The sequence below is a fragment of the Leptospira harrisiae genome (assembly GCF_002811945.1).
Lineage (GTDB): Bacteria > Spirochaetota > Leptospiria > Leptospirales > Leptospiraceae > Leptospira_A > Leptospira_A harrisiae.
Genome location: NZ_NPDX01000004.1, coordinates 41908 through 67262, shown reverse-complemented (window position 1 = coordinate 67262; position 25355 = coordinate 41908). Strand labels below are relative to the sequence as shown.

At 39.1% G+C, this 25355-nt stretch carries 25 protein-coding genes; 20 read left to right on the top strand and 5 right to left on the bottom strand.

Features of this window, described 5'->3' with window-relative positions; genetic code table 11:
• Positions 1–27 precede the first annotated feature (27 nt).
• The 7 genes from cmk to fabG all read left to right on the top strand — a co-directional run bounded on the left by cmk (position 28) and on the right by fabG (position 6004).
• Positions 28–780 carry a (d)CMP kinase gene (gene cmk / locus CH364_RS13605; protein ID WP_100744385.1) on the top strand — a complete coding sequence of 251 codons (753 nt, stop codon included), beginning with the start codon at positions 28–30 and terminating at the stop codon, positions 778–780.
• Positions 781–800: 20 nt separating this feature from the next.
• Positions 801–2501 (top strand): 30S ribosomal protein S1, encoded by a 1701-nt coding sequence (locus CH364_RS13600; RefSeq protein WP_100744386.1) that lies wholly within the window; start codon positions 801–803, stop codon positions 2499–2501.
• A 4-nt stretch (positions 2502–2505) separates the two neighbouring features.
• The gene (locus CH364_RS13595) at positions 2506–3252 is read left to right on the top strand and encodes a tetratricopeptide repeat protein (protein WP_100744387.1); all 747 of its coding nucleotides are present in this window, start codon (positions 2506–2508) and stop codon (positions 3250–3252) included.
• A gap of 3 nt (positions 3253–3255) precedes the next feature.
• Complete coding sequence (hisG, locus tag CH364_RS13590; protein ID WP_100744388.1) at positions 3256–3870, top strand: ATP phosphoribosyltransferase; 615 nt, start codon at positions 3256–3258, stop codon at positions 3868–3870.
• 67 nt (positions 3871–3937) lie between these two features.
• Positions 3938–4138 carry a 50S ribosomal protein L32 gene (gene rpmF, locus CH364_RS13585; RefSeq protein ID WP_015679024.1) on the top strand — a complete coding sequence of 67 codons (201 nt, stop codon included), beginning with the start codon at positions 3938–3940 and terminating at the stop codon, positions 4136–4138.
• Between the two features lie 5 nt (positions 4139–4143).
• Positions 4144–5166 (top strand): phosphate acyltransferase PlsX, encoded by a 1023-nt coding sequence (plsX, locus tag CH364_RS13580; RefSeq protein ID WP_100744389.1) that lies wholly within the window; start codon positions 4144–4146, stop codon positions 5164–5166.
• 76 nt (positions 5167–5242) lie between these two features.
• On the top strand, positions 5243–6004 hold the full coding sequence (fabG, locus tag CH364_RS13575) for a 3-oxoacyl-ACP reductase FabG (RefSeq protein WP_002974939.1): 762 nt from the start codon (positions 5243–5245) through the stop codon (positions 6002–6004).
• Positions 6005–6126: 122 nt separating this feature from the next.
• Here fabG and CH364_RS13570 read toward each other — a convergent pair whose 3' ends face one another.
• The 3 genes from CH364_RS13570 to CH364_RS13560 form a co-directional block, all read right to left on the bottom strand.
• Positions 6127–7251 carry a P-II family nitrogen regulator gene (locus CH364_RS13570; RefSeq protein WP_100744390.1) on the bottom strand — a complete coding sequence of 375 codons (1125 nt, stop codon included), beginning with the start codon at positions 7249–7251 and terminating at the stop codon, positions 6127–6129.
• 1 nt (position 7252) lies between these two features.
• Positions 7253–9157, bottom strand: coding sequence for a DUF1538 domain-containing protein (locus tag CH364_RS13565; RefSeq protein ID WP_100744391.1), 1905 nt, complete (start codon positions 9155–9157; stop codon positions 7253–7255).
• A 102-nt stretch (positions 9158–9259) separates the two neighbouring features.
• The gene (locus CH364_RS13560) at positions 9260–10753 is read right to left on the bottom strand and encodes a sulfurtransferase (RefSeq protein WP_100744392.1); all 1494 of its coding nucleotides are present in this window, start codon (positions 10751–10753) and stop codon (positions 9260–9262) included.
• A gap of 377 nt (positions 10754–11130) precedes the next feature.
• On the opposite strand from CH364_RS13560, the gene acpP reads away from it, so the two are divergent.
• The 6 genes from acpP to CH364_RS13530 are packed head-to-tail and all read left to right on the top strand — an operon-like array spanning position 11131 to position 15305.
• Positions 11131–11364, top strand: a complete 234-nt coding sequence (acpP, locus tag CH364_RS13555; protein WP_100744393.1) for an acyl carrier protein — start codon at positions 11131–11133, stop codon at positions 11362–11364.
• A gap of 53 nt (positions 11365–11417) precedes the next feature.
• Entirely contained in the window at positions 11418–12146 is a 729-nt protein-coding gene (gene rnc / locus CH364_RS13550) for a ribonuclease III (protein WP_100744394.1), read from the top strand.
• Positions 12143–12607, top strand: coding sequence for an NUDIX domain-containing protein (locus tag CH364_RS13545; RefSeq protein WP_100744395.1), 465 nt, complete (start codon positions 12143–12145; stop codon positions 12605–12607). Before rnc ends, CH364_RS13545 begins: the two co-directional genes overlap by 4 nt.
• Complete coding sequence (aroB, locus tag CH364_RS13540) at positions 12604–13695, top strand: 3-dehydroquinate synthase (RefSeq protein WP_100744396.1); 1092 nt, start codon at positions 12604–12606, stop codon at positions 13693–13695. The genes CH364_RS13545 and aroB overlap by 4 nt, the downstream gene beginning before the upstream one ends.
• A 1-nt stretch (position 13696) precedes the next feature.
• Positions 13697–14593 (top strand): mechanosensitive ion channel family protein, encoded by an 897-nt coding sequence (locus CH364_RS13535; protein ID WP_100744397.1) that lies wholly within the window; start codon positions 13697–13699, stop codon positions 14591–14593.
• On the top strand, positions 14568–15305 hold the full coding sequence (locus CH364_RS13530; RefSeq protein ID WP_207762269.1) for a toxin-antitoxin system YwqK family antitoxin: 738 nt from the start codon (positions 14568–14570) through the stop codon (positions 15303–15305). Before CH364_RS13535 ends, CH364_RS13530 begins: the two co-directional genes overlap by 26 nt.
• Before the next feature lie 4 nt (positions 15306–15309).
• Here the strand turns inward: CH364_RS13530 and CH364_RS13525 are convergent, their stop codons facing one another.
• The gene (locus CH364_RS13525; protein ID WP_100744399.1) at positions 15310–16329 is read right to left on the bottom strand and encodes an LIC_10230 family protein; all 1020 of its coding nucleotides are present in this window, start codon (positions 16327–16329) and stop codon (positions 15310–15312) included.
• A gap of 6 nt (positions 16330–16335) precedes the next feature.
• Entirely contained in the window at positions 16336–17322 is a 987-nt protein-coding gene (locus CH364_RS13520; RefSeq protein WP_100744400.1) for a hypothetical protein, read from the bottom strand.
• A 60-nt stretch (positions 17323–17382) separates the two neighbouring features.
• Here CH364_RS13520 and CH364_RS13515 point away from each other — a divergent pair, with 60 nt between their 5' ends.
• From CH364_RS13515 to mtaB, 7 genes are all read left to right on the top strand, one after another.
• On the top strand, positions 17383–18735 hold the full coding sequence (locus CH364_RS13515; protein ID WP_207762270.1) for an ABC transporter permease: 1353 nt from the start codon (positions 17383–17385) through the stop codon (positions 18733–18735).
• Positions 18728–19423: an ABC transporter ATP-binding protein gene (locus CH364_RS13510; RefSeq protein ID WP_100744401.1), complete on the top strand. Its 696-nt coding sequence runs from the start codon at positions 18728–18730 to the stop codon at positions 19421–19423. The genes CH364_RS13515 and CH364_RS13510 overlap by 8 nt, the downstream gene beginning before the upstream one ends.
• A 1-nt stretch (position 19424) precedes the next feature.
• Positions 19425–20204 (top strand): ATP--guanido phosphotransferase, encoded by a 780-nt coding sequence (locus CH364_RS13505; protein ID WP_100744402.1) that lies wholly within the window; start codon positions 19425–19427, stop codon positions 20202–20204.
• Between the two features lie 61 nt (positions 20205–20265).
• The gene (locus CH364_RS13500) at positions 20266–22818 is read left to right on the top strand and encodes an ATP-dependent Clp protease ATP-binding subunit (RefSeq protein WP_100744403.1); all 2553 of its coding nucleotides are present in this window, start codon (positions 20266–20268) and stop codon (positions 22816–22818) included.
• Between the two features lie 26 nt (positions 22819–22844).
• Positions 22845–23279, top strand: a complete 435-nt coding sequence (locus CH364_RS13495; protein WP_100744404.1) for a hypothetical protein — start codon at positions 22845–22847, stop codon at positions 23277–23279.
• Positions 23276–24055, top strand: coding sequence for a tetratricopeptide repeat protein (locus tag CH364_RS13490; protein WP_100744405.1), 780 nt, complete (start codon positions 23276–23278; stop codon positions 24053–24055). Before CH364_RS13495 ends, CH364_RS13490 begins: the two co-directional genes overlap by 4 nt.
• Positions 24052–25341, top strand: coding sequence for a tRNA (N(6)-L-threonylcarbamoyladenosine(37)-C(2))-methylthiotransferase MtaB (gene mtaB, locus CH364_RS13485; RefSeq protein ID WP_100744406.1), 1290 nt, complete (start codon positions 24052–24054; stop codon positions 25339–25341). Before CH364_RS13490 ends, mtaB begins: the two co-directional genes overlap by 4 nt.
• The last annotated feature ends 14 nt before the right edge of the window (positions 25342–25355 follow it).

Here is a 25355-nt window from a genome sequence, read left to right as displayed (position 1 = left end):
CCTGTTCTAGTTTTAGAATATAAAACCATGAGTTTATCGAACATAGAAAAAGTCATTGCCATCGATGGGCCTGCCGGCTCAGGAAAAAGTACACTCGCACGAATGATAGCGCATAAAATTGGGTATTTATATTTGGATTCAGGCGCCTTTTACAGGGCGTTAACTCTCGCTATATGGGAAAAGTTTCTTGAGACAAAAGAGGATGAGTCTAAGTTTCCGTTTTACACAGAAAAATTAGCGGATGCCACACTCCTAGAAAAAGACGAAGCAGAGTTCGGATTTTCTGTGGCTAAGATTCCCGTACATTGTGAACTTTCGTCTACTGGTGAAAATTTAATGTTTCTTGGTAAAAGAGACATAAGTTTGGAAATCCGTGATCCGGAGATCACTAAAAAAATCCGTTACATTGCACCAAGACGTGCTTTCCGCGAAATCCTAAACCACCACATCCGAGAATTCGCAAAAACTCACAAATTGGTGATGGACGGCCGGGACATTGGGACAGAAGTCTTTCCAAAATCAAAATTTAAATTTTTTCTGACTGCCTCTGTGGAAGTGAGGGCCAAACGCCGATACGATGAATTAGTTGCAAAAGGCTTCAAAGCCGACCTAAACCACATCAAAGACGAAATTGTGGCTCGGGACGAAAGTGACACCACCCGTACTGTGGCCCCCCTGAAGCAGGCTTCCGACGCAATCCTAATTGACACGAGCACCCTCGACACAGAAACTGTCCTAAATACTATCCTGTCCAAGGTTTCATCCTCTGGGCAAATCTAGGTTTTGTATCCCGGTAACCATTGAATTCAACCAACCCATCCTCCCCCAAAAATGAGACCACTTCCTTCGGCGAATTATTAGAGAAGTGGGAATCGCAATCACAAGCACAAGAACAAGAAAACTCCGCAGGAAAAGGTACCCTCATTGAAGGGACTGTAGTCGATGTCATTGGTGACACTGTTTTCCTTGATATTGGAGAAAAATTGGAAGCTCGTGTCTCACGTGAAGACTTCTCGGAAACGCCAAAACGCGGTGAGAAAGTCAGTGCGATCATTAAGAAGCGGGTCGACGGATATTGTGTCCTCTCCAAAAAAGAAGCGGACCAAAGAGTTGGTTGGGAAACCATCAAAGACGCAAGTCAAAACGGATACCCTCTCTCTGGTAAAATTGTCGGAGAAGTGAAAAACAAAGGATACCTAGTTGAAAGCGAAGGCATTCAACTTTTTCTACCTGCTTCTCACGTAGGTGTCCGTTTTAAAGAATCCACTGAAGGTGGAAAAGAGTTTTCATTCAAAATCATTGAACTCAACGAAAAAACAAGAACCGGTGTGGTTTCTCGCAAAACTCTCCTCGACGAAATCAATGGAGAGAAGTGGGAAGAACTCCTCGGCAAAGTAAAAGTAGGGGACAAAGTGAACGGAAAGGTTGTGAAAATTGCCAACTTTGGTGTTTTCCTTTCTGTTTACGAAGTGGTAGGACTTCTACGCCAAAACGATATTTCTTATAAAAAATTTGCTCCTTTCAAACAATACTTCAACATCGGTGCCGAAGTCGAAGTGATTGTTTTAGAAGTGGATAAAGAGAACAATAAACTTTCTCTTGGAATCAAACAACTTTACGAAGATCCTTGGATTTGGGCAAAGAAAGAACTCGAAAAAGGAATGGTGGTTCGCGGAATCGTAACCTCACTTACCAATTTCGGTGCTTTCGTAGAACTCAAAGAAGGACTCGAGGGTCTCATCCATACCACAGAACTTTCTTGGGCAAAAAAACCACCACATCCTAAAGATGTTTTGAAAAAAGGCCAAGAAGTTGATTCGGAAATTTTGGACATTGATTTCGAGGCAAGACGTTTGTCACTCGGACTCAAACAACTCCTTCCTAACCCTTGGGAAGCTCTCTCTGCTAACGTTCGTGCTGGAAATGTTCTCGAAGGTAAAATCACTGGAATCACAAAATACGGTGCTTTCGTTGAAGTAGAAAGTGGAATCGAAGGACTCATTCATATCTCTGACATCACTTGGGATGAAAAAGAAAAGAATCCGTTAAACCTCCTTAAAAAAGGCCAATCGGTTCAATACAAAATCCTTGATGTCAACTTAGATGCACAACGAATCAGCTGTGGTCTGAAACAACTTTCAGAACATCCATACGAAGCTCTTCGCAAAAAATACCCACCGGGTACACTTGTAGAAGGTCGTGTGAAGTCCATCGTGAGTTTTGGTGTGTTCGTAGAAGTAGAACCAGGTTACGAAGGCCTTGTTCACATCTCTGAAATTCCTGATGGTCGTAACATCAAGTTAGAAGATCTTTACAAAGTGGGCGATTCCGTTCGCACAGTTGTTGTCAAAATCGAACCTAACAATAAGAAGATTTCTCTCTCTATCAAAGATTTTGATAAAGCAGTAGAACGTGAAGAGATGGCTAAATACATGAAGGAAGACAACCAACCTTCTCGTGAATCCATCGGTTCATTTATGAATTTAAACCAAAACCGATAGGTCCATGGATAAGTTTCATAAAAAAAACCAAATCGAACATAAAAAACAAGCAGAACTCATCCAAAAGGATGAGTTCGCTGATTTTGAAGGTTCCAAATCCGAACTCATTTTTTTAAAGTTCACACATTTTTTGGCACGGAATCGTAAGTCTGTTTTTATTAGCCTTTCTTCCGCCATTGTTGTGTTAGCTGTTGTGATTGGATTTTTCGAATACCGTGCTTATCTATTTGAAAAAGAAACGGTAACACTCGAAGATTTGAAACTCACGCAACAGAAATCAAAAGCTGGTCTTGATGTTCAGATCCAAAGTTTGGAAACTTTTTTGCAAAACCAAAGTACCGGTAAAATGGAACTTCGTGTTTGGAAGGACCTTTCTAAGCTATATGCAGAAAAAGGGGAATTTGGAAAGGCAGCCGGTTATCTTGAAGATGCTGCTAAAAAAATTGATACACCCAAAGAAATCAAAGCACTCTATTTTTACATTGCTGGAAATTACCGCGAAAAAGAAAAAAACAACGCAAAATCTTTAGAAAATTATAAGATTGCTGCGACTGTGATTGAACCTGCTCGCGAACTCAATGGTTTCAAAGCTTGGGCTTATTACCAAGCAGGTCGTTTGTCTTACCTAAATGGTAATAAAGCTGCCGCTAAAGAGTATCTTGAAAAAGCAGTCAAACTAGACGGAGCGGAGTCTGGGGAAGATGTCAAACTTCTCTCAAGTTATTTACTCCTCAAACTCGGGAAAAACTAACCTATGTTAACTTTGGCTCTTCCGAAAGGTAGGCTTGCCGAAGAAACTGCGGTCCTTTTGTTATCCAAAGGGTGGTTAAAAACATTACCATCCGAGGGTTCCAAAGAACTCACCTTCGTCTCCGAAGACAAACGCCTCCGCCTTTTATTTGTCAGATCCCAAGATGTTTGCACTTATGTGGAAGAAGCCGCTGCTGATGCCGGCATTGTGGGTTGGGACATTCTAAAGGAAGGGGGATTTGATCTCATTGCCCCTGTGGATTTGAAACTAGGAGCCTGTAGGCTCTCTCTCGCCTCCTTTCCCGACTTTGATCTTTTTGCCAAACGTTCCAAAGTGCGAGTGGCCACAAAATACCCGAACCTAACACGTGAATATTTTTTCTCCAAAGGGATTTCCTGCGAAATCATCAAACTCTATGGATCAATAGAACTTGCTCCTATCGTGGGCCTTTCTGACTGCATCGTGGACCTAGTTTCTACTGGTGGCACCTTAAAAGCCAATGGTCTGAAGGAATTTGAGTCGATTTTGTATAGTACGGCCCGTTTGGTATGCAATCGCTCCTCTTTTTATCACAAACACACCGAATTACGGTCTCTTATCGAGAGCCTAGAAAATTAAAATATTGTTTTCACATTCGTTTTCCAAAACATAGTAAAAACCAGTTATAATTCCATAGAGGATAGCCATGGCAGTCCCAAAGAGACGTAAATCAAAATCGAAAGTTAGAACGAAAAGAGCCCATCACGCGATTGGCAAACCTAACTTAAACCCGTGTTCCAATTGTGGATCATTTGTTCTATCCCACCGTGTTTGCCCTTATTGCGGTTTTTATAAGGGAAAACTCGTAGTCGCTCAAAAAGTTAAAAAAACGACCGAAGATAACTAACCATTATGTGGGTCGCCGTGGACGCGATGAGCGGAGATTACGGCCCCGAAGGTATCGTCGAGGGCGCGGTAATGGCAGTTCGAGAATTCGGGCTGTCTGTTTATCTCGTTGGCGACGAACAAGAGTTACTTGATATCCTGTTAAAATTTGATTATGACACTGAGAAAGTCCGTGTCATTCATTCTACCGAGATCATCGGTATGAATGATTCTCCTTCGATAGCAGTCCGCGCTATGGAGGATTCTTCCGTAGTCAAAGCAGTTCGTTTAGTGGCAGACAAAGAATGTGTCGGTGTGTTTTCTCCGGGAAACACTGGTGCAACTATGGCTGCCGCCTTATTACATCTTGGTCGCCTACCAGGCGTTCTGCGGCCACCTATCGCTGCGCATATTCCCAGAGAGGAAGGACCACCCGTACTTCTGTTAGATGCTGGCGCCAATGTTGACTGTAAACCTGAATACTTAGCTCAGTTTGCAGTGATGGGAGAGATTTATTCCCGTGAACTTTTTGGAATCCAAAATCCTAAGGTTGGTATTCTTTCCAATGGGGAAGAAGACAAAAAAGGAAATACGGTTTCTGTCAAAACCTTCGATCTTTTAAAAAAAATACCATTTAACTTTGTAGGAAACGTGGAAGGTCGTGACCTTTATGGTGGTGGCCGTGAAGTGGATGTTGTGGTTTGTGATGGCTTTATTGGGAACATTGTTCTTAAGGCAACTGAAGGACTTGCGAAATCTATTTTTAATGTATTAAAAAATTCCATCAGACAGTCAAGCCTTGCAAAGACGGGTGCCTTACTTTTAAAATCAACTTTTAACGCTGTGAAAAAACGTTTAGACTATGCGGAATACGGCGGAGCACTTCTACTTGGTGTGGAAGGGATTTGTATGATTGGTCATGGTTCTTCCAATGCTCTTGCAGTCAAAAATGCAGTTCGAGTCATCGCAGAGTGCGCCAAACACGGAATTAACGATAGAATCCGAACCAGACTCGGTGAATACAAAACTATACTTAGTGATTCAGTTTGATCACAACCTTGGATTTATTTGAATCAATTTAGAATAAAAATGTTTTTAGGAATTAGAAAAGAAGAGGAAAAACCAAATGATTAGTTTATCAGGAAAAACAGCCATCGTAACAGGTGGAGCAAGAGGAATTGGAAAAGCAACTTGTTTGAAACTTGCTTCTCTTGGAGCCAATATCGTTGTAGCGGATATGAATCCAGAAGCAACCAATGCAACTGCAGAAGAATTAAAATCTAAAGGTTACAAAGCAATTGCTGTTGTAGCAAACGTATCTGTAGAAGAAGACGCTCAAAAACTAATTGATTCAGCAAAAAAAGAATTTGGAACGGTGGACATCCTCGTGAACAACGCAGGGATCACTCGTGACACTCTTCTTATGAGAATGAAAAAAGAGCAGTGGGATGCTGTCATCGCAGTAAACCTTACTGGAACTTATCTTTGTACACAAGCAGCCATCAAAGTCATGATGAAACAAGAAAATGGTGGATCTATCATCAACCTTTCTTCTATCTCTGGTGAGAATGGAAATATAGGACAAACAAACTACTCTGCATCCAAAGCTGGTGTGATTGGTTTTACTAAGGCTGTAGCTCTTGAGATGGCTTCTAGAAAGGTTCGTTGTAACGCAATCGCTCCTGGTTTTATCGCAACAGAAATGACAGAAGCAATCCCTGAAAACATCAGACATGGAATGGTGCAAGCTATTCCACTCAAACGTGCTGGTCTGCCTGAAGATATCGCAAACGGAATCGCTTTCCTTGCATCCGATGCATCTTCTTTTATCACAGGACATATCCTTGATATCAATGGTGGTGGGTTTTTACCAGGTGGCGGTCACTAAAATTTAGGAACTGCGTTGCCATCACTTAAATTATTAGTGATGGCAAAACTTACAATTTCCATCTCACAATTTAATGGTGAAAGCGGATCCCCTGATTTCGAATTTTGAAAATGAGGGGATTTTTATTTTCTTTTACTGAGTTTCGATTGGTAAGAGAAGGCTCTTGGAATTTCTACTGTGTAAACAATTCCTTCCATTTCATCTTCAAAAAAACCTGTTTCTTCTAATACACTGAGAACTTCAGAAAGATTTTTTTTGGGAATCAATATGTTTGCCGCTTCTCTTGCCGGTGTGAATGCGTTTTTTTCATTTTTAGAATGAACTAATTTATTTAGAGAGATTGTAGAACTTGAAACCCCAACTTTTCTAAGATTGGCGAGAGCCAATTCGATGGATTCTTCCTTACAATTGATGACAACATTCACTCCTTCGAAATAATTTCTATGACGAGCCGATTGCCTAAATTGATTGGATTTTTTTCTCCATTCCATGTTACCATATAACTGATCTAATGCGGATATGATTTGATCCATACTCGCAGCTTGTTTTGGCCCTTCTAAACTTACTTTGGTGTTGAGTAAACCTCTCCCAATCGGGAATTCAAATATGAAACCCCTTCCTGGCAAATCTAACCTACCAACCTCAATGATAAAATCCATCGCATGTTCGGCGTCAGACGAATGGACGACTATTTTTAAAATTTCTTTTTCTTTGGGGATAGTGATTCTTAAAAGACCTAATTTATCACGCAAACCAGTGCCAGTCCCATAACTAATTGTTGGAACTGCGACTCCGTTTTGTAAAATTAAACGAGAAATTGGTTCTGCAGATCCGCGTGGTAAAATACAAAATATACCAGTGAGTCCTGAAAATCCTATAGTTTTTGTTTTTTCTTCTGAAATCAGAATGTAGTCAGTGGGAACAGGACCGTAAAATTCAATGGTTTGTGAATAAACACTACCATGACCTGGAACATTTAGTTCTGCAGAATCCCTGAAAAGAGAAAGTAAAAAGTTCTCTGCTGAAGGTTCAGAGGAAACTTCAAAGATAGTCACAGGAGTATCGATGATGGATTGATTTTGATAAAAGTCGAAAAATAACCATCCACGTTTGGCAAGGACAGGATACCTACCTGGTTCCATATGGAAATAGTGAATTTGATTCAGTTTTAAAGCAGCTACAACAATGTCTGTTAAGTCTCTATGTACAATTGCAGTAATTCTAATGGCTTTTTGTTTAGAAAACATTTTATTTCTCTTTTAATGTGGAGTCACGTAACGAAAGTTTGCGAGAATTTTCAACAATCATACCCATGATCAAAACGGATAAAATGGGAAATGCGGATGCCGCTGCCAAAATTCCAAATCCATCAACAGTTCCAATTTGATTACCAATTCCAAGCCCCATGGCGATAATGAGAGGGACGGTGATGGGACCCGTGGTCACTCCTGCGCTATCCCAAGCTATATCAATGAACTCTGGTTTGCTGAATGTATTCAAAAAAAGAAGTAAAAGATAAATTGGAACAACAATCCAAACCAAGGGAATTTCTAATAAAATTTTTAACATACCAAGAAGTGTTCCCAAACCTACACCAACCGCCACCGATTGGATCAATAATGATTTCCGAAAGGTTCCAACCGTTGTCTCTTCTACCGTATTTCCTAATGCAGATAATGCTGGTTCTGCGAGAGTTGCACTGTATCCTAAAAAAAAGGCAAATACAAGGACCACTAAGTAACCTAATAAATTGTCTTCTTTCCCAAAGATGGGCCCATGGATCGGAACATATTCATAAATTTTGTTTTTTTGATTCCAATTTTCCTCATGATAAGGAATTCCCGTATAGGACTTCCTTTCTTTAAGATAAAAGAATTTTTCTTCTTTTCCATCTTCATTGACTGCTTTTAACACCGATTTGGGATTAAAGTTTGGAATGAATTTCGTAGAATCTATCAGTTCTATGGAACGAAATGTCGAAGGAAGTTTTCCCCCAACTTGGTCCCCAAGTTTGTTGAGCCCAAATATGATACCAATATTAAAAATACTAAGACCAATAATCGAAAATCCAATCCCTAAAAAAACTTCTTCAGGATAGGATATCTTTTCTTTTAAAATTAATCCTAAAAACAAAAGTAAAAAAATAGATAAGGGTAAAATTGCTCGAATAGCTAATTCGAAAGCACCATAAACGTTTTCTTTTGCCTTTTTAAAAAATTCTGGCGGAGTGATTTTTTTTAAAGAAGTTACTTCTTTTGTAGGTGGAATTTTATATGAATCACCTAGTAGAAGTTTTGCTTCTTCTAATTTGATTCCTTGTTTGAAGAATACTTCTTCTGGCATTGGTTTGGGTAATTTTGCAGAAAAATACATCCCCACTAAAAAGACAGATAGTACAGGAAATAGGGAAGCCAGAGTTACTACTCCATAGGCACTGCTTTGGTCATTTTTTTCTGCTACCTTGGAAATCCCTATTCCCAATGCAACAACGAGAGGGACTGTGACTGGTCCTGTTGTCACTGCTCCAGAGTCCCAAGCAAGCCCCGAAATAAACTTTAAGTTCTCGTCGAAATAAGCATAAATGCTAACACCTAACAGTATCACTATGGTTGGGACAAGGATTCGCATTAAAGAAAATCCGAATAAAAACCGTAACATCCCAAAAACTACGGATACTCCAACTCCAATTGCAATCGATAAGTAGAGATAGTGGGATCCTTCATTTAATAAAAAATATAGTAATGGTGCATCCCAAGGAGAAACCTTCGTACCGCAAGCACGAAGGATAGAGATGGCGGGTTCTGCGAGTGTGGCACCAACTCCCATCAATATAGAAAAAAGAATGATACTAATGATCCCCAGTTTTTGAGGGAGGCGAAGTCCCAAAGCTTCTCCTAAGGGCATTAGACCCAAAAATAATCCTTCTAGAAAAAATGCCAATCCAAGGACAACAGCAACAATTCCTAAAGAAATAAGGCCTGCTTCTTTGATGGGGATCCGTAAAATAAACAATTGAAAGAGAGCAAGGTATAAAACAATCCAGATGACGGCTTTGAATTGATCCCAAATTTTTTTCTGAAAGTAGGGTAGGATTAAGGTAATGGTTTCTCGGAAGCCAATATGAATGGATTCCTCTTTTTCGTTCCTTGCCATAAATACAAACTGACCAGGAAAAACTTTTTTGGAAAGGGAATTTCAAAAAGAATGTCTCCCGGCAGATGATGCCAGGAGACGAAGTGTAAACTGGGAAAGAATTTAGAACTTATAAGCCTTATCTTCTTGGATGAATTTTTTTGTGGTAGTTGCTGTGAGATTGATATTCGGACGAACCACATGGGTAGCATTATTGTACCAAAGGAAGGTGGATACGTTAGTAGTATCGGTTCTCCATTTGAAGTCGGCAGGCACTTGGTTGATGGCATTGGTTCCATGTGCAGCAACAAGAGCAGTCCATTCCACTAGAGATCCATCGTAAAACACTGTTGGGTATCCGAGAATGTTCAAAGAAGCAAACCCATTCACCTGAGCCTCAAAGTTTGTGCGGCATTGGCTTACAATAGTGGTTCCTGGTGAATAAACGGCTCTAGTTGTATCAAAAAGTGTTTTGATAGCAGCTTTGTCTAAGAATTCATATCCATCTGCATTGTCTTTGAGAAGGTCAGACCAAGGAAATGTTTTTGAAGATTTGATATTTCCTTCGAATGGGACAAATGTTTGGTTTCCAGCAGATGCAGAAGGAGCACCAGAAGATTGATAAGAAGTTGTGATATAGGCTTCATTTGTTGGATTCGCAACAAGGGCATTTCTTGCTACATTCAATCCATCTGCCGTCCCATTGTATTGTGTGGCTGGCCTTGCATCGATAATCTGTTGTTTGGCGGTTAATCCTGAAAGATTTGCATTCCCATTCGTTTTAGCTATCTCGTAAATATCTTCTAATCCAAGCGTAAGGACCGTGTTATCGACTCGCAGTTGTTTCACTGAAAATCCAGCATTCCGTTCTAGGTTGATACCAGATCGAGATGTAGAAAGCGGAATCCCCGCACCAGTTGCCTTTTTGTTCAGGTTCCCATTGAGGATGGCAAGATTTTTGATATCGGCTCCCCAATATCGTAACCAATATATTGCTCGTGTTACATCTTGTACAGCACCTGCTCCCACTGCTTTCGCTGGATAAGCGCCACCGGAAATTCCATTCCCTGTTCCGACAGTAAAAACAACTAAGTCTTTCGATAGATTGATTCCAAATGATTTTAACCAATCATCCACAAACTGTCCATTGGCTTGGTAACGAACTGAATTAGAAAAGAGTCCAGTATCCCTTGTTTGGTTGAATCGAAATCCTCCATTTGGCAAATCAGTAGTTTTATAATCATCTAATAGGTATACATAGACACCTTGGTTTGGATTTTCTGCGATATAGGGAGAGGTTGCACCTCCAGCAACACGATCAGCTGCATCGGTTTGTAAGATGATGAGGTTTCCTGTGATATGGCTCGGTCTGTTTGCCGGCCAGTTATTCACAAATCGTGCTAAAGTTTGAGGAGTGATGAGCCCCCAATTGTTTTGATTGTAGTCTGCTGCCGATTCGTTTACCAAATCGCTTGCTGTACTAACTTTAATTTGGTTGGCCGCAAATAGCAGTAAACCTGCCAGTAATGTATTATTGTCTTCTTTCTTTTCTGCACAAGCTATGGAGAAGGAAAGTAGGAGGAATGTTGTGATGGAACGGATCCATTTTTGAATCATGGAGTTCTCCTTATTTTTGATTCTTAGGGATGATTTCGTAATCACGAACGGAAAGGGGAAGTTGTTTCTGCTATAGCAGAACATAAATCCGCTAAAATGGAGTAAACCATTGGAAAACAAGTCAGGATTTTGGAAATCGCTTAGGTTCTTTGGATATGGACCCGGTTTTCTAGGGGAATCGCAGGAATTTAGTTTAGATTAATTTTGGTTAGGTGATGTTAGAATCATGTCAAAGGTTTCAAGAGGAAAATAATCTATTTAGACTTGCCAAAAATTCCGACAATTTCATTTTAAAAAAACGCTAGGCGTACATATATACCTAGCGGAAAACGATTTAACACTTGCCCCACTGTACACAGTGGCCTGGAGGATATAAAATGGCAGATTTCGATAAAATTAAGTCAATCATCGTAGAACAACTTGGCGTTGACGAGTCAGAAGTAACACCTGAAGCTCACTTCATCAATGATCTTGGTGCTGACTCTCTTGATACAGTTGAGCTAGTAATGGCTCTTGAAGAAGAGTTTGGTGTGGAAATTTCTGACGAAGACGCAGAAAAAATCCAAACCGTAGGCGATGTAATTAAATTCATCGATAAACTTAAGGGGTAATTCCCAATCCAAAAACCGGGTTCCCCGAATAGAGGAACCCGGATCTTTGTACCTTGTCCGATTTAATTCGTATCAAACTCCCTCCCGAAAGAATTTCCACTCTCAAAGAACTTCAATCCCTCACTAAAACAAAATTTAAGGAAATTTCTCTTCTTCACCTAGCATTTGTTCATAGGTCTTTTGCCAACGAAGACTCAGATCGTTATTTATCTGATAATGAACGTTTAGAGTTTTTAGGGGACTCAGTCCTCGGAATCCTCGCTGCAGAATTTTTATATAAGTCCTTACCCAAGGGAAAAGAAGGAAAACTTGCTAAATTAAAAAGCAAAATGGTTTCTGCTCCAGCCATAGCCAAATTAGCCCGCTCATATAGGTTCACTGAGTATTTACTCCTCGGCAAAGGCGAAAGAGAGAAGGGAGAGGCCAATCTCAATCTCCAAGCAGACTGCTTTGAAGCCTTTCTTGGTGCTTTGTATTTGGACCAAGGGTTAGAGAGCTGTCGCACTTTTCTTACGCCTCATTTTCAAATGATGGAAAAGGCTGTTGAGGATGCAGAGGAAACAAAAGATTATAAAACCATTTTGCAGGAATTTTGCCAAAAGAAATGGAAAAAATTACCCGAATATTCTGTTATGAAAGAAGAGGGTCCTGATCACAACAAAGAGTTTCTGGTTTCTGTTGTTTGCGAAAAACATTTCCAAACAAATGGAGAAGGCAAAAATAAACGTCGGGCAGAACAGATGGCAGCGAAAGCCGCTTTACGTTTTTTAAAAATACTATGATCGATTTTCTATTAAAATCTAAATCGATGAGAGTTCGAGTTGCGGCTCTCATTCAAGATCCCAAGGGCAAAATTTTGCTTGTACAACAGCAAAAAAAACAATCTGGGTATTGGTTACTTCCTGGTGGTGGAATTGAATTTGGAGAGTCAGGAGAAGAAGCTCTCAAACGAGAACTAAACGAAGAACTGTCTCTAGAAGTGAGTAAAATCGATTTTTTATTTTTAAATGAATCCATTGATCCAAATAAAAAACGCCACCTCATTCAAATTGTATTTTTGACAAAGGTCAAAGATCTGTTACCCGTTCTCAATCCGAAAGAAAAAGCCATTTCTGGATTTGGTTATTTTACAACCAAAGAAATTTTGTCTATGGACATTCGTCCTGATATAAAACATTACTTCCGCGCAAAAACTTCAAATAAACCTAGATATATTTCCAGCCCATGGGTGAATGAACCATGAAGTTGTCAGAACGGGAAATTGTAGGACAGGGGTTTCGTTACCCGATTGAGTTACACGAAGACTTCCAAGGCCTTTCTGAAAATTTAAATTCTCTACCCAAAGTTTCTAAAATTTATGTACTTACAAGTCGTGAAATTGCGGGAATTTATGAAAAATACATTACCAAAGAATTAAAGTCTTTAAACGTACCTTTTTCTTTTATATATCTGAAACCAGGTGAAAAAAACAAACACATTGATCGAGTGAAAAAAGTTTACAACCAACTCATTGAAACCGATGCAGATCGAAGAGCCGTTATCATTGCATTTGGTGGTGGAGTTGTAGGCGATTTTGCAGGTTTTATTGCGGCAACCTACCAAAGGGGCGTACGATTTGTTCAGGTTCCAACAACTCTACTTGCATGTGTTGATTCTTCTGTTGGTGGGAAAGTGGCAGTGAATGTGGATTCGGGAAAAAATATGGTGGGTGCATTTTACCAACCAGAATTTGTTTTTGCCCCATTATTTACACTTTCTACTTTACCTGAAAAGGAATGGAGTTGTGGTCTTGCAGAAATTGCAAAACATTCATTCCTAGATGGTGGAGAATTTTTTGAAAAAATATCAAATTCAAATCGATCCGAATACTCCCCTGAATCATCAATTCTCCGTTATGCGATAGAAGAATCCGTTCGAGTAAAATCAGGGATTGTTGGCCAAGATGAGAAGGAATCTGGATTACGTGCTGTTTTGAATTTAGGCCATACCACTGGTCATGCCATTGAATCATTAACACAATACAAAAAATATTCCCACGGGGAGGCTGTTTCAGTCGGTCTTGTTACAGCATTATTGTTATCCAAAGAGTTAGTTGGATTTTCAGAATCAAATTTTCAAAAGGCAATCACCCTTATGAAAAAACTGGAACTTCCCACTCGTTTAGAGGAAAAACCAGAAGAAATTTTGAAACATATGGAACATGATAAAAAAAAGGAAGGTAGTTCCTTGAAGTTTGTTCTCTTAGAGGATTTCGGAAAACCTAAATTTGGCGTTCCTGTGGAAAGAAAATTGATCCTCGAAATTTTAAAACGCCAAAAAGGAAAATTATAGAATGGGTAGGGGAAGCCTAAAAGAATTCTATTTGGATTTGAATCCATTAACTTTACTCCGAAGCACTAACCGTGATTTTGCGGAAACCATGATATTGTTTGGGTACATGGTCGTTGTTGCAATATTTTGTTATAAAGTTACAATGATTCTTGTGGAGAGGATCAAACCCGCTCCTGACGCAGTCCATGAATACAATCGTAGAAAAGTAGCTCGTATGGGTTTCCTTTTGGTTTTTGGGATTGCATACCTACCAATAGTTTTCTCCAGTTTGTCTTTGTTGCCAACAGTACTTGGTCTTGCAGGTGCCGGGATTGTCATTTCATTGAAAGAAGTATGGTTGAATATGGTCGGTTGGTTTATGATCATGGGTGCCAATGGATTTAAGGTGGGAGACCGGATAGAACTTGATAATATCAAGGGTGATGTTGTTAATATTGGTTTTTTTAAGTTCACTTTATTAGAAATTGCATCGGATCCAAGGTTTGAACAATCAACAAACCGTCTCATTCACTTTCCCAATTATAACATAGTCTTATACCGATTCTTTATCGTTTCAGAGACTATGGATTTTGTTTGGGATGAATTTAAAGTGTATTTGGAGTTAAACTCCAATTGGGAAAAAGCAGAAAAAATTTGTTCTCAAATTCTTCATGAAGAATTGGTTTTGGCACCAGAATTAGTAGAATCAAAAATTAGAGAGATGTCTAAAAACTATCTGGTAAGACTTGGCAAAACAACTCCCATCGTATATACTTCTTTAGAACCAGAAGGAACCATCCTTATGTGTTTACGTTATTTAACACCAATTAGGTCAAAGCGTCTGAATCGAATTCTTATCTCTAAAGAAATTCTAACAAAGTTCAAAAATGAAAATGACATCCACATCCACACACATTAAAGACAGTTCGATTTGGATCTATGTATCCTTATCTATGATTCTAGTTTCCAGTTTATTCTTTGGATCTTGTAAAGCAACAATCACAATGCCTGGTTCGATTCCCGAAAATGCTAACTATGAGAAAAAAACGAATCTCTACCAATTGGCTGAAAATGGATTTTATCGCGAATGGTATGAAAATGGGAAGCTGATTACCGAGGTGCCGATCAATCCTTCGGGTGAACTAAACGGATACGGGAAAAAGTTAAATTATCTAACTGGGATTACCATCTTGGAAGGTAACCTGATCAATGGGGATAGGGATGGTCTTTGGAAGTTTTATTTTTCTGACGGGAAGTTATACATCGAACAAAATTATAAAGCGGGAAATCGCAAAAAACAATTATGGATTCGGTCAGCAGAACTCGGAAATGAAACTGGCTCTTATCACCGTTACTTTCGGAATGGCAGGTTGAATGAAAAGGGATTTTTTGATGGTGGGCTTCGTACGGGAGATTGGGTTCGTTATTATCCAGATACAAAAGTAGAAGAAAAGGGAAGTTACGAAAACGATAAGAAGGTGGGTGAATGGTTTTATTACTATCCTACTGGCGTAAAGGAGGCCTCAGAAACCTACTCTAACGAAGGAGAATTGATTTCAAGGTCTACATACTATCCAAATGGAAATGTTTGGTGTATCGTGAAAACAGGAAAGGAACCTGAGTGCCATTAGGCACTCAAAACTCAGTAGCTTTTCCGAATAAACCCAAATGATTTTGGATCAGATCTATATTAAAAAGTAACAAACTGAACAAAAACGTTACGAAGAAAACAATAAGAATGGTGCTAAATATAGATAGAAATCCGTTCCTTAGAAAACGAAACTGTAAATAAGCAAAACTAACTGCTAAGTTTTTCCAATTGCTACTGTTTGGTTCTCCACCCACTTTTTTGTAATTGAAGATATAAAATAAAGATAAAATCCCAAGTAAGAAGAAAATGAAATAACTGAATTCAGTTACATAGTGTTTTTGTAATAAAAACAGTGGGATATAAATCAAATTTCCAATTAGGATTCCAATTAAGATGATGATGGCCACATGAAACACTGGAGCAAAAATTGATCCTGTTTTTGTGTTACTTGGTGATCTTCCTTCTTCTTCCAAAGAGGATGAAAACTGTAAGGATTGAAATCCTTCCGCCAATTCTTTGTTTTTCAAAATCAATCGGTAGGAAATAATACTAATTCCGTATGTGAAAATTAAAAATACAAAATAGAAATAAGATAAAATTTCCATTTGTATTGCCAGGTTAAGTTGATAAAAAACTTTTGGGGCCAAAACCAAAAAGGAAACTGGATAAAACACATTTGCTAATGTTTTATGAAACCATGCTCTGTATGCATAGGAAACAGCAGTAGAAAATGCTAATAACAAATAGAACAAAGAAAGTCCGAGTAATAACTTTTGCCCAACTAAGACTCGTTTGATATTTTCTTTAGTATCTTCTTGTTCCGTATCTACGGGAAGTTCCCTTGATTCCAGCTCAACCAAAAAAGATTCTAAATAGGAGATTCGATTCAGGACTCCATTTTCAGCGACTACTTGTGGTTTCATCGATTCCATGGCTGCTTCTGAAGATTCAGTAGCGATATAGTCAGGAAACTGAACCGTGTAATCAACAAAAAGGGAATGGATAAGAATGATGGCAATAAATGCCGAAGTAATGATCGGGAGGCGTTGTTTTAGTTTTTCCATAGAAATTTATAAAATCACAAAAATAGTCATCATACCAATCGCAAGGACAATTAACATAATGATATAAGGCATTAAATGAAAACTTTCATCTGCAGAAAGTTTTTTGCTCTGTTTTGCTTTTGTTACAGCAGCAGTGGGGGAAGCAACAGAACTCATGATATTGGCGGCACCTTGTTGTGCATCCGTCGTTTTGATTTTTACAGAGTTCTCTTCTTCAATGATTTTGCCATAAATTTGTTCATTGATTTTGATGACTACTTCCGAAAAATTTTTGTTATTTGATATATTTACAATTTTTGCAGGAACTTGTTTGATTGCTCCGGATTCTTCTTTAAGTTCCAAACTTCCAATGATTGAATCGGTGATTGGATCACCAGGCACCAAACGAATGTATACATTGTCACCTGCTTTCAGTTCAACGAGCGGAACCCCATTGACCGGGGAAAGTTGGAATTTGAATTGAACAATTTGTTTGTCCGCAGGTATTAAAAACCCAGAAGCTTGTGGAACAGGTGTTGGAGGAGGGGCTTCTTTTTTTGCAATTTCCTCCTCATCCACGGTTGTCTTTGTCATTTCGCTAGGATCGATGAGTTCAAAATGGATTTCTACCTTTGGTTCCGAGTTTCCCGAGGTTCTTTTGTGAATTTCGCTAAAAACAAAGTCCAAACGATCTGTTAGATTGTGATCCATGTAGTGAAGGATCTCTTCCAAAAAACTTTCAGAGCCAAATTTGGTTTTAATGAGTTCTTGGAGTGACTTGGTAACGTTTTTCTGTTGTTCCCCTTTGTAAATGACCCGCTGCATCCGGTTATAAAAGTCCTGAAATGTGGACCGAACAGGCAAAAGGGACAGTGGGCTTGTACACGAAACTCCCTCAAACTTCACCGATTTGGTTTCAACCGGGTCAATGACAGCAGCAATCATGGTGTAAACCATATTGGCTTCGTCTCGAAGGTTTACTTTGACAGAATAATAGTTTGGTGTCTCAGGCATAAGGTTCTTTTTTGACAGTATCCATCTTTAGAAGAAAGCTGTCAAAAAGATTAGGTCATCATGGGAATCGTCTCTTTAATCACAATCCGTTACATCCGAGGGTCCAGAGTACTAGGATTTCTCTCCATCAAATCCAGGCTGTCGTTTATTGTTATGGCAGTGGGAGTGGGACTCCTAGTAGTAGTCCTCTCCATTTTCAACGGATTTCAAAAACAAGTAAAGGAATCTCTTTGGCAAGGGGGTCCTCATATCACCATTGAGAACTCATATGGGTCTGGGGCGATCTACGATTTTGAAAAGGTCATCGCTCACCTTAAGGATGACCCAAAACTTGCAGAGTCTTTTGTTTCTGTTGAAGGAAATATCACAAGCCATGGTCTCATCCAAAGTAATAACAACTTTAACCCAATCATGATTCGTGCGGTTCCAATCGATTCAGTAGAAAAATTGGTTGAAAATGGATTACCAAATTTCCCGCGGATCTTGCAGTACGATCGCGACGCCATCCAATCCATCAACACTCAGAAATTGGTTGTGGTGGGAAAAGAAATGAGTGCTATTTACGGATATGGGCTTGGACGTGAAATCACGATGGCAGTTCCCGGTGGTAGATTTACTGTGGAACGTGGAGTCCAAGTCAACGTACAAACCTTTCGTTTGACCGGACTTTTTAAAACTGGTTATTATAATTATGATTCTAAGTTTGTGTTTTTATCTCTCCCACAAGCCCAAGAATTTTTTAAAATGAAAGGTGCAGTCAACCAGGTAGCCATTAAGGTTCGATCCTTAGATGATTTAAAACTCACCAAACATAGAATCTTATCTAGGTTAAACGAAGACAACTGGAACAAAAAAATTCAAGATGAAACTTCATGGTCTGTTCGAACCATTGCTGAGGAACAAGAAAACTTTCTTGCTGCACTTCGTTTGGAAAAAACAATCATCTCCATCATTGTATTTCTTTTTATTGTTCTTGCCGCACTTGGGATGGTAGCAACGGTTCATTCACTCATTCGAGCCAAAAGAAGATCCATTGGAACCTTGAAGGCACTTGGTCTTGCTTCTAATGATATACTTTTAATTTTTACTTTAAATGCTATGATTGTTGGAATACTATCATCGCTCGTAGGTGGGATGGCGGGAATTTTTATAGCCACTAAATTAGAAGTGATCATTAACGTAATTTCTGAGATCATTAATGGCATTGGTGGATTACTCAATCCTGGGGATTGGGATCCTGTGGAACTTGTACCAAAAGATATTTATTATTTTGATCATATCCCTGTGGATATTGATATTTCTTTTATCTTTATGGTGACAACGGCAGCGACCATTCTCTCTGGACTTGCTGGTTATTTCCCTGCCCGTATGGCTGCGAATTTAAACCCTGTGGATACAATACGAAATGACTGATATGAATTTAAAACCAACTGTTTCTGTTCGCAAATTAGAAAAATACTACCAGGTTGTCGATAAAAGATACCATATCATTTCCGGCCTAAATTTTGAAGTATTACCTGGGGAAATTGTATCCGTTGAAGGAGCTTCAGGTGTGGGGAAGTCCACACTTCTCAATATCCTCGGCGCTATGGATTCGTTTGACGACGGTGAGGTGGAAGTATGTGGAGTGAGTCTTAAGAACCTAAACGAAAAACAAAGAGAAAGTTTTCGTGCCGAAAAAATTTCTTTTATCTTCCAACAACACCTTCTATTACCTGATTTTACGGCCTTAGAAAATGTAATGATGCCATTACTCATCGCTAGGATGAATCCAAATTTGGCAAAACAACAAGCCACTGAAATTTTGAAAAAGGTTGGTCTTGGTGAAAGGACAGAAAGTTTCCCATCCCAACTTTCTGGAGGAGAAAGTGCTAGAGTCGGTGTGGCAAGAGCACTTGTCGGAAGAAGGCAACTGATTTTAGCAGATGAACCAACAGGGAACCTTGACCGAGATAATTCACGTCATTTGATGGATCTAATCAAAGAACTGCAGAATGAATTTAAATTTTCTTTGATTCTTGTGACTCATGACTTAGAGCTTGCCTCTATGGCTCATAAAAGAAATCGGATTGTATCTGGACAACTAACTCCCGTTACGTAAAATGATTTATTGTCGTTTTTGCGGAACCAAAGAAGTTCAGTTTCGTAAAAGCGGCAAGTTTGGTTGTGTCCACTGTGCCCAAGTTTTTGAATTCAAAAAACCAAAACAGATCAAAATCATTCCAGAAAACCGAATTCTAGTTTTAGAAAATTTTGTAAAAGAAAATAGAAATCATATTAATTTATTGTCATTACGGACGCGCATTACAAGAAATCTAAACTCAAATTTGTTTCCATTTTATGATCCCTTAATTGAAAAGTCAAAACAACTGTTAGTTGATTTTGGGATGGGTCCATTTCTAATCCCCAAGTATGAACAAGAGAATGAAAACCAGGAAAAAATAACTAATTGGGAATTTGGTTTTTATTTAGGATCGGAAGACCATATACGTCTCGAATCAATCAGAATGCCCTCTCTTAAAAATTTCCCAATTTCTCTCTTTGAAAAAAAAAGGAAAATTTCGATCTTACGATTTTTATTCCAAAAATCTCATTGGGCCTACCTTCCGGAATTGGGATTTGTTTCCTCCTGTCCCACGAATCTGGGTTTGGGGAGGCGAGATTCGATCCTTTTGGAAATTGATTCTGATGTCAGTTTTGCATTTTTTTCAATTTTACAAACATTGTCTGAATTTGGTATAGAATTTGCTCCTTCCACCGATCATAGATTTAGGAACATCGGAAAAGACCGGGTCCTGATCGTAAAAATCTCGTGGAAGAACGCTCTGGCGGTCCAAAAACGTCAGTTTTACAAAATTCTTGGTTTACTAGGCTCGTATTAAACCGGTACGGTCATGTTGGGAACAAAGAACGTTCGTCTAATTAACAAAGGCAGGGTGCGGCATGTTGGAATTCACAAAAAGAGCAAAAAGAGTCATCAACGAAATCGCCCAAGATGAGGCAAAACGTTTGGGTTCCGATTTTATCGGTCCTGAGCACATTCTACTTGGGCTTCTCCGGGAGGAGGACTCTGTCGCGATTAAGATTCTTACGAATCTAAATATCAATTTAAACGAACTTCGCAAAGAAGTCGAAAAAAGAACTCGTGAGGGTTCTGGTGCCTTGCTTTTGGATGTAAGCCAAGGCCAAGACAAATACCAAAAAATGATCGAAGTTTCTAAAGAGGAAGCAAAACGCCTCAAACATAACTATGTAGGAACCGAACACATTCTACTGGCATTACTACGCGATAACAATAATATCGCAGGTGGATCGTTATCATCTTTCAGTGTAAATTATAACGTCATTAAGTCAGAGATTTTGCGTCTTTTGGGAGCGCCACCATCGGGTGCTGTGGGCGGAACGACTGGTACACAAGGTACCACTCAAGGCCAAACCCAACAACAAACCACACCTAGACAGGAAAAGAGTAAAACTCCTATTTTGGATGAGTTTGCAAGGGATCTAACACAACTCGCACGTGAGAAAAAATTAGATCCCGTGATTGGTCGCTCGAAAGAAATCGAACGTGTCATTCAAATCCTTTCACGTAAAACTAAAAACAACCCAGTTCTCGTGGGAGAATCAGGTGTTGGTAAAACAGCAATTGTCGAGGGTCTTGCCCAGGCCGTAATTGAAAAGTTGGTTCCCGATTTACTTTTCGATAAACGAGTGTTATCTCTTGATTTGGCAAGTCTCATTGCGGGAACGAAATACCGTGGAGAATTTGAAGAACGATTGAAAAAAATTATGAAAGAAATCGTTACTTCACAAAACATCATCATCTTTATCGATGAGTTGCACACTTTGATTGGTGCGGGTGCGGCAGAAGGTGCTGTGGATGCAGCAAACATCTTAAAACCAGCTCTGGCTCGTGGGGAACTACAATGTATCGGTGCAACCACCAATAACGAATACCGTAAATACATCGAAAAAGATTCTGCACTGGAACGTCGATTCCAAATGGTGAAAGTTCTAGAACCTTCTGTGGATGACGCAGTTCTTATCTTGGATGGTTTGAAAAAAGCATACGAAGCTCACCATAAGGTTCGTTATACGGAAAAAGCCATTGAACAAGCAGTGAAGTTATCTCACCGTTATATCAACGATCGTTTTTTACCAGACAAAGCTATCGATATCATTGATGAAGCAGGTGCGAAAGCTCGTCTTGCAAATTGCCAACGTCCTAACGAAATCAAAGAAATCGAAGAGGAAATCAAAGCACTTTCTGTTAAAAAAGAAGATTTGGTTCGTAGTCAAGAGTATGAAAAGGCAGCGGCTGTTCGCGATGAAGTGAATCGTAAAAAAGGACAGTTGGAAGAAAAAACCAAACAATGGCAAGAACGTATGGAAGGTTATGCCGTCTCCATTGAAGAAGAAGATATCCTATCTGTTGTAAGTCTTTGGACTGGAATTCCATTGAAAAAAATGGAGGAGTCTGAAAACACAAAACTTCTCAATTTGGAAGAAGACATTAAAACTCGAATTGTTGGCCAAACTGATGCCATCGAAAAAGTGGCACGTGCCGTCAGACGATCTCGCACTGGACTAAAAAGCGAAAAACGCCCTACTGGATCGTTTATTTTCCTTGGACCAACAGGTGTAGGAAAAACGGAACTTGCGAAAGCACTCGCAGAACAACTGTTTGGATCTGAAGACAATATGCTCCGCATTGATATGTCGGAATATATGGAACCTCATGCAGTATCCCGTTTGATTGGTGCTCCTCCAGGTTATGTAGGATATGATGATGGCGGCCAACTCACAGAATTTGTCCGAAGAAAACCATATAGTTTGGTTTTACTCGACGAAATTGAAAAGGCACACCATGACCTTTTTAATATCTTACTGCAAATTATGGAAGAAGGGAACTTAACAGACACAAAAGGTCGTAAGGTAAATTTCCGTGATACAATCATCATCATGACTTCGAACATCGCAGCGAAAGAAATTTCGAAAGGTGGTCGATTGGGTTTTGAAGATTTTGCAGAAGAAAGAGAAACTTACAAAGCTGAACAAGCCCGTGAACAGTTAAAAAAACATTTTAATCCAGAATTCCTCAACCGTGTTGATGAAGTGGTTTACTTTGCGCCTCTCAAAAAAGAAGAAATTGTAAACATTGTGGATATCATGTTGAAAGACTTTAACAAACGTTTGACTGAAAAGAAAGTCATCGTGGATCTTTCATTAGCCGCAAAAGAACATTTTGCTACTATTGGTTACGACCAAAACTATGGAGCACGTCCACTCCGACGTGTATTCCAAAGAGAATTGGAAGACTATATGGCAGTGCAGTCTTTGAAAGGTGTTTATGACAACCCAACAAAGATCTTAGTTGATTTTGCAGAAGGTAAACTAGTGTATTCCGAATCTCCTTGGTCTGAATATAAAGAACCTCCTAAAAAAGATGATGGATCTTCCCCAAATACTGAGGAAAAAGATTTGGCTCTCGTTTAGAGAGCCTTTCGGAAAGGCGAACGGAAATGGCTATCCTCATTCCCCTCGTCTTTCTGTTTTCTTATTTTTTCATCCGCAAAATTTGGTTCCAACTCCGAAAAATACGTACTGTGGGCACCATTGAACGAATCGAATTAGGATTCATTCGTCCCAATCTCATCCTCCCTGAAGTCAAAATTTACTATAAATACTACTTCCAGTCGGGCCTTTATTTTGGATCAGGTTATCTCAATCTTTCCGATTTTCTGCCTAACCAAGAATTTCATGTCCATATGGGTCCTGGAGAAAATCCGATTCTTTATGTTTCCGATTCCGAAATCGTCACGGAGGAACATATCGAACATTACTTGCTTTCCAAGGGGGGAAGCGTTTTCCTATACCTGGACCCCATCGAACCTTACCATTCTAGGATTGATTCGGTCAATTTGAACTCCATTACAGTTCCATCGGACCTTTTATGAAACATTTGATTCACATTTTTGCTGTTACTTGCCTTCTCGTAACATCCCTTCACTCTCAAGAAAAAGAACAAGTTGGATCGGCTTATTTTCAAGCTGTGGATGAATATAAGGTTAAAAATTATAACAAGTCAATTGAACTTGTCAAAAGCCTTCTAACCGATGGTAAATCATCTTATGAATTCTATGCATTACTTGCCTTTAACTATGATAAGTTGAACGACTTTGAAAATTCTTATAAAAACATTTTGGAAGCAAGAAAACGCAAACCTGACGATGAAGACCTTCTACAAGCAAGTATTGCGATTCTAACACGTCATAAAAAATGGAAACCGGCGATCGAACTGGCTGAAAAAACAATACCATTGTATCCTCAAAATCCTGAGGTTAGGTATCTCTATGCATTGGCACTTTCAGAAAAAGGTGCATCCAAAACAGCTCTTTCACAAATTGAAAAAGCAAAAGCAGGTAGTCCGAATGACTTTCGGATGTTAGAGTTAGAAGGGAAAATCTATTATAACTTAAAAAATTATGATAAAGCAGATGTAAGCTTAAGATGGGCATCTTCTATCAATCAAAATTCTGCTGAAATCTGGAATAACTTGGCTTTAGTTCAAGAATCATTATATAAAACAAATAAAAAGTTGGGGAAAAAATCCCAAGCAAACACCTATTTGACGGAAGCAAAGGAATGTATCCAAAAAGCCTCTGGTCTCAATGGGGAAAGTAATACGATCAAAGAAAATTCTAAACGGATTGTAGCACTAAACGAACTGTGAAAATAAAATTTCATACTCTTGGCTGTCGGTTGAATTTTTTTGAAACCGATGGTATGTATTCTGTATTAAAAGACAAAGGGTTTTCTCTGGCGGAAGCACAAGAAGAAGCCAAGTATATTGTAGTTAATACTTGTACCGTGACCAATAAAGCGGATGTAAAGAATCGAAATATCATTCGTAATGCAATTCGCACAAATCCCGGTGCCAAAGTATACGTAACTGGTTGTTATGCGGAAACCGATAAAGAAATTTTACAAAATATCCCCGGAGTTTTCGGTGTTTTTGGGAATTCAGAAAAAAGTGCTCTTCCATATAAAATTTTAGAAGATTGGGAAGGGAAAGATAGTTATCCAGAAAAAACACTCGATCGTTTTGCTTATTCCGATGTTCTACCAGAAGGTCATACTCGTTCTTATCTAAAAATTCAAGACGGATGTAATAGGAAATGTTCTTATTGCAAAATCCCTGCCGCTCGTGGAGTCGGAGTTAGTCGAAATTATAATGATGTTTTGGATCAAGTGCGATACCTACAAGACAATGGGGTTGGAGAAATTCAATTAACGGGAGTTAATTTAGGTTGGTATAGGCTAGAGAATGGTGAAAAAGGTTTTCTAAATCTATTGGAAGATATTTTGAAAATTTTAGAATATTCGAGAATTCGACTTTCCTCCATTGAACCACCAGACGTTGGATCAGGATTACTTGATTTGATGAAACATCCAAGGTTTTGTAAATTTTTGCATGTTCCCATCCAGAGTGGAAGTCGAAAGGTTTTAAAAGATATGCGTAGGACCTACCATCCGGATGCTTTTCGCACAAGAATCGAACTCGCAAAAGAAAAACTTCCCAACTTGTTTCTCGGTACCGATGTGATCGTTGGATTTCCATCGGAAACGGAATTGGAGTTTCAAGAAACAAAGGATTTGTTGGTAGAACTTGGATTTGCAAAGTTACACGTGTTCCCTTATTCGGTCCGGAAAGGAACTACAGCTGAATCTTTTGGAGATCCCATTCCTGGTGATGAAAAAAAACGCAGAGTATTAGATTTAATGTCTCTTAGTTCCACTCTACATACCAAATATGCAGAATCCGTCATCGGTAAAAGCTATGAAGCCATTCTTGAAAGTGATGGTAGGCTCGTGACCGATAATTATTTGAAGGGTAGATTACAAGATTCTTCGATTTTTCACACACTACAAAAAGGTCAGTTCGTAGATGTTAGGTGTCTAGAATACAAACCTGCCAAAGACAAAGAAGGTGAGTTTGTTTTTGGTTTGTCCCTCTAGTTTTTTGTAGAAAA

Bases quoted from the DNA above. Each gene is read 5' to 3' on its own strand.
- cmk (WP_100744385.1), top strand. From the start codon at position 28: ATGAGTTTATCGAACATAGAAAAAGTCATTGCCATCGATGGGCCTGCC.
- CH364_RS13595 (WP_100744387.1), top strand. From the start codon at position 2,506: ATGGATAAGTTTCATAAAAAAAACCAAATCGAACATAAAAAACAAGCA.
- hisG (WP_100744388.1), top strand. From the start codon at position 3,256: ATGTTAACTTTGGCTCTTCCGAAAGGTAGGCTTGCCGAAGAAACTGCG.
- rpmF (WP_015679024.1), top strand. From the start codon at position 3,938: ATGGCAGTCCCAAAGAGACGTAAATCAAAATCGAAAGTTAGAACGAAA.
- plsX (WP_100744389.1), top strand. From the start codon at position 4,144: ATGTGGGTCGCCGTGGACGCGATGAGCGGAGATTACGGCCCCGAAGGT.
- fabG (WP_002974939.1), top strand. From the start codon at position 5,243: ATGATTAGTTTATCAGGAAAAACAGCCATCGTAACAGGTGGAGCAAGA.
- CH364_RS13570 (WP_100744390.1), bottom strand. From the start codon at position 7,251: ATGTTTTCTAAACAAAAAGCCATTAGAATTACTGCAATTGTACATAGA.
- CH364_RS13565 (WP_100744391.1), bottom strand. From the start codon at position 9,157: ATGGCAAGGAACGAAAAAGAGGAATCCATTCATATTGGCTTCCGAGAA.
- CH364_RS13560 (WP_100744392.1), bottom strand. From the start codon at position 10,753: ATGATTCAAAAATGGATCCGTTCCATCACAACATTCCTCCTACTTTCC.
- acpP (WP_100744393.1), top strand. From the start codon at position 11,131: ATGGCAGATTTCGATAAAATTAAGTCAATCATCGTAGAACAACTTGGC.
- CH364_RS13545 (WP_100744395.1), top strand. From the start codon at position 12,143: ATGATCGATTTTCTATTAAAATCTAAATCGATGAGAGTTCGAGTTGCG.
- aroB (WP_100744396.1), top strand. From the start codon at position 12,604: ATGAAGTTGTCAGAACGGGAAATTGTAGGACAGGGGTTTCGTTACCCG.
- CH364_RS13535 (WP_100744397.1), top strand. From the start codon at position 13,697: ATGGGTAGGGGAAGCCTAAAAGAATTCTATTTGGATTTGAATCCATTA.
- CH364_RS13530 (WP_207762269.1), top strand. From the start codon at position 14,568: ATGACATCCACATCCACACACATTAAAGACAGTTCGATTTGGATCTAT.
- CH364_RS13525 (WP_100744399.1), bottom strand. From the start codon at position 16,329: ATGGAAAAACTAAAACAACGCCTCCCGATCATTACTTCGGCATTTATT.
- CH364_RS13520 (WP_100744400.1), bottom strand. From the start codon at position 17,322: ATGCCTGAGACACCAAACTATTATTCTGTCAAAGTAAACCTTCGAGAC.
- CH364_RS13515 (WP_207762270.1), top strand. From the start codon at position 17,383: ATGGGAATCGTCTCTTTAATCACAATCCGTTACATCCGAGGGTCCAGA.
- CH364_RS13510 (WP_100744401.1), top strand. From the start codon at position 18,728: ATGACTGATATGAATTTAAAACCAACTGTTTCTGTTCGCAAATTAGAA.
- CH364_RS13505 (WP_100744402.1), top strand. From the start codon at position 19,425: ATGATTTATTGTCGTTTTTGCGGAACCAAAGAAGTTCAGTTTCGTAAA.
- CH364_RS13500 (WP_100744403.1), top strand. From the start codon at position 20,266: ATGTTGGAATTCACAAAAAGAGCAAAAAGAGTCATCAACGAAATCGCC.
- CH364_RS13495 (WP_100744404.1), top strand. From the start codon at position 22,845: ATGGCTATCCTCATTCCCCTCGTCTTTCTGTTTTCTTATTTTTTCATC.
- CH364_RS13490 (WP_100744405.1), top strand. From the start codon at position 23,276: ATGAAACATTTGATTCACATTTTTGCTGTTACTTGCCTTCTCGTAACA.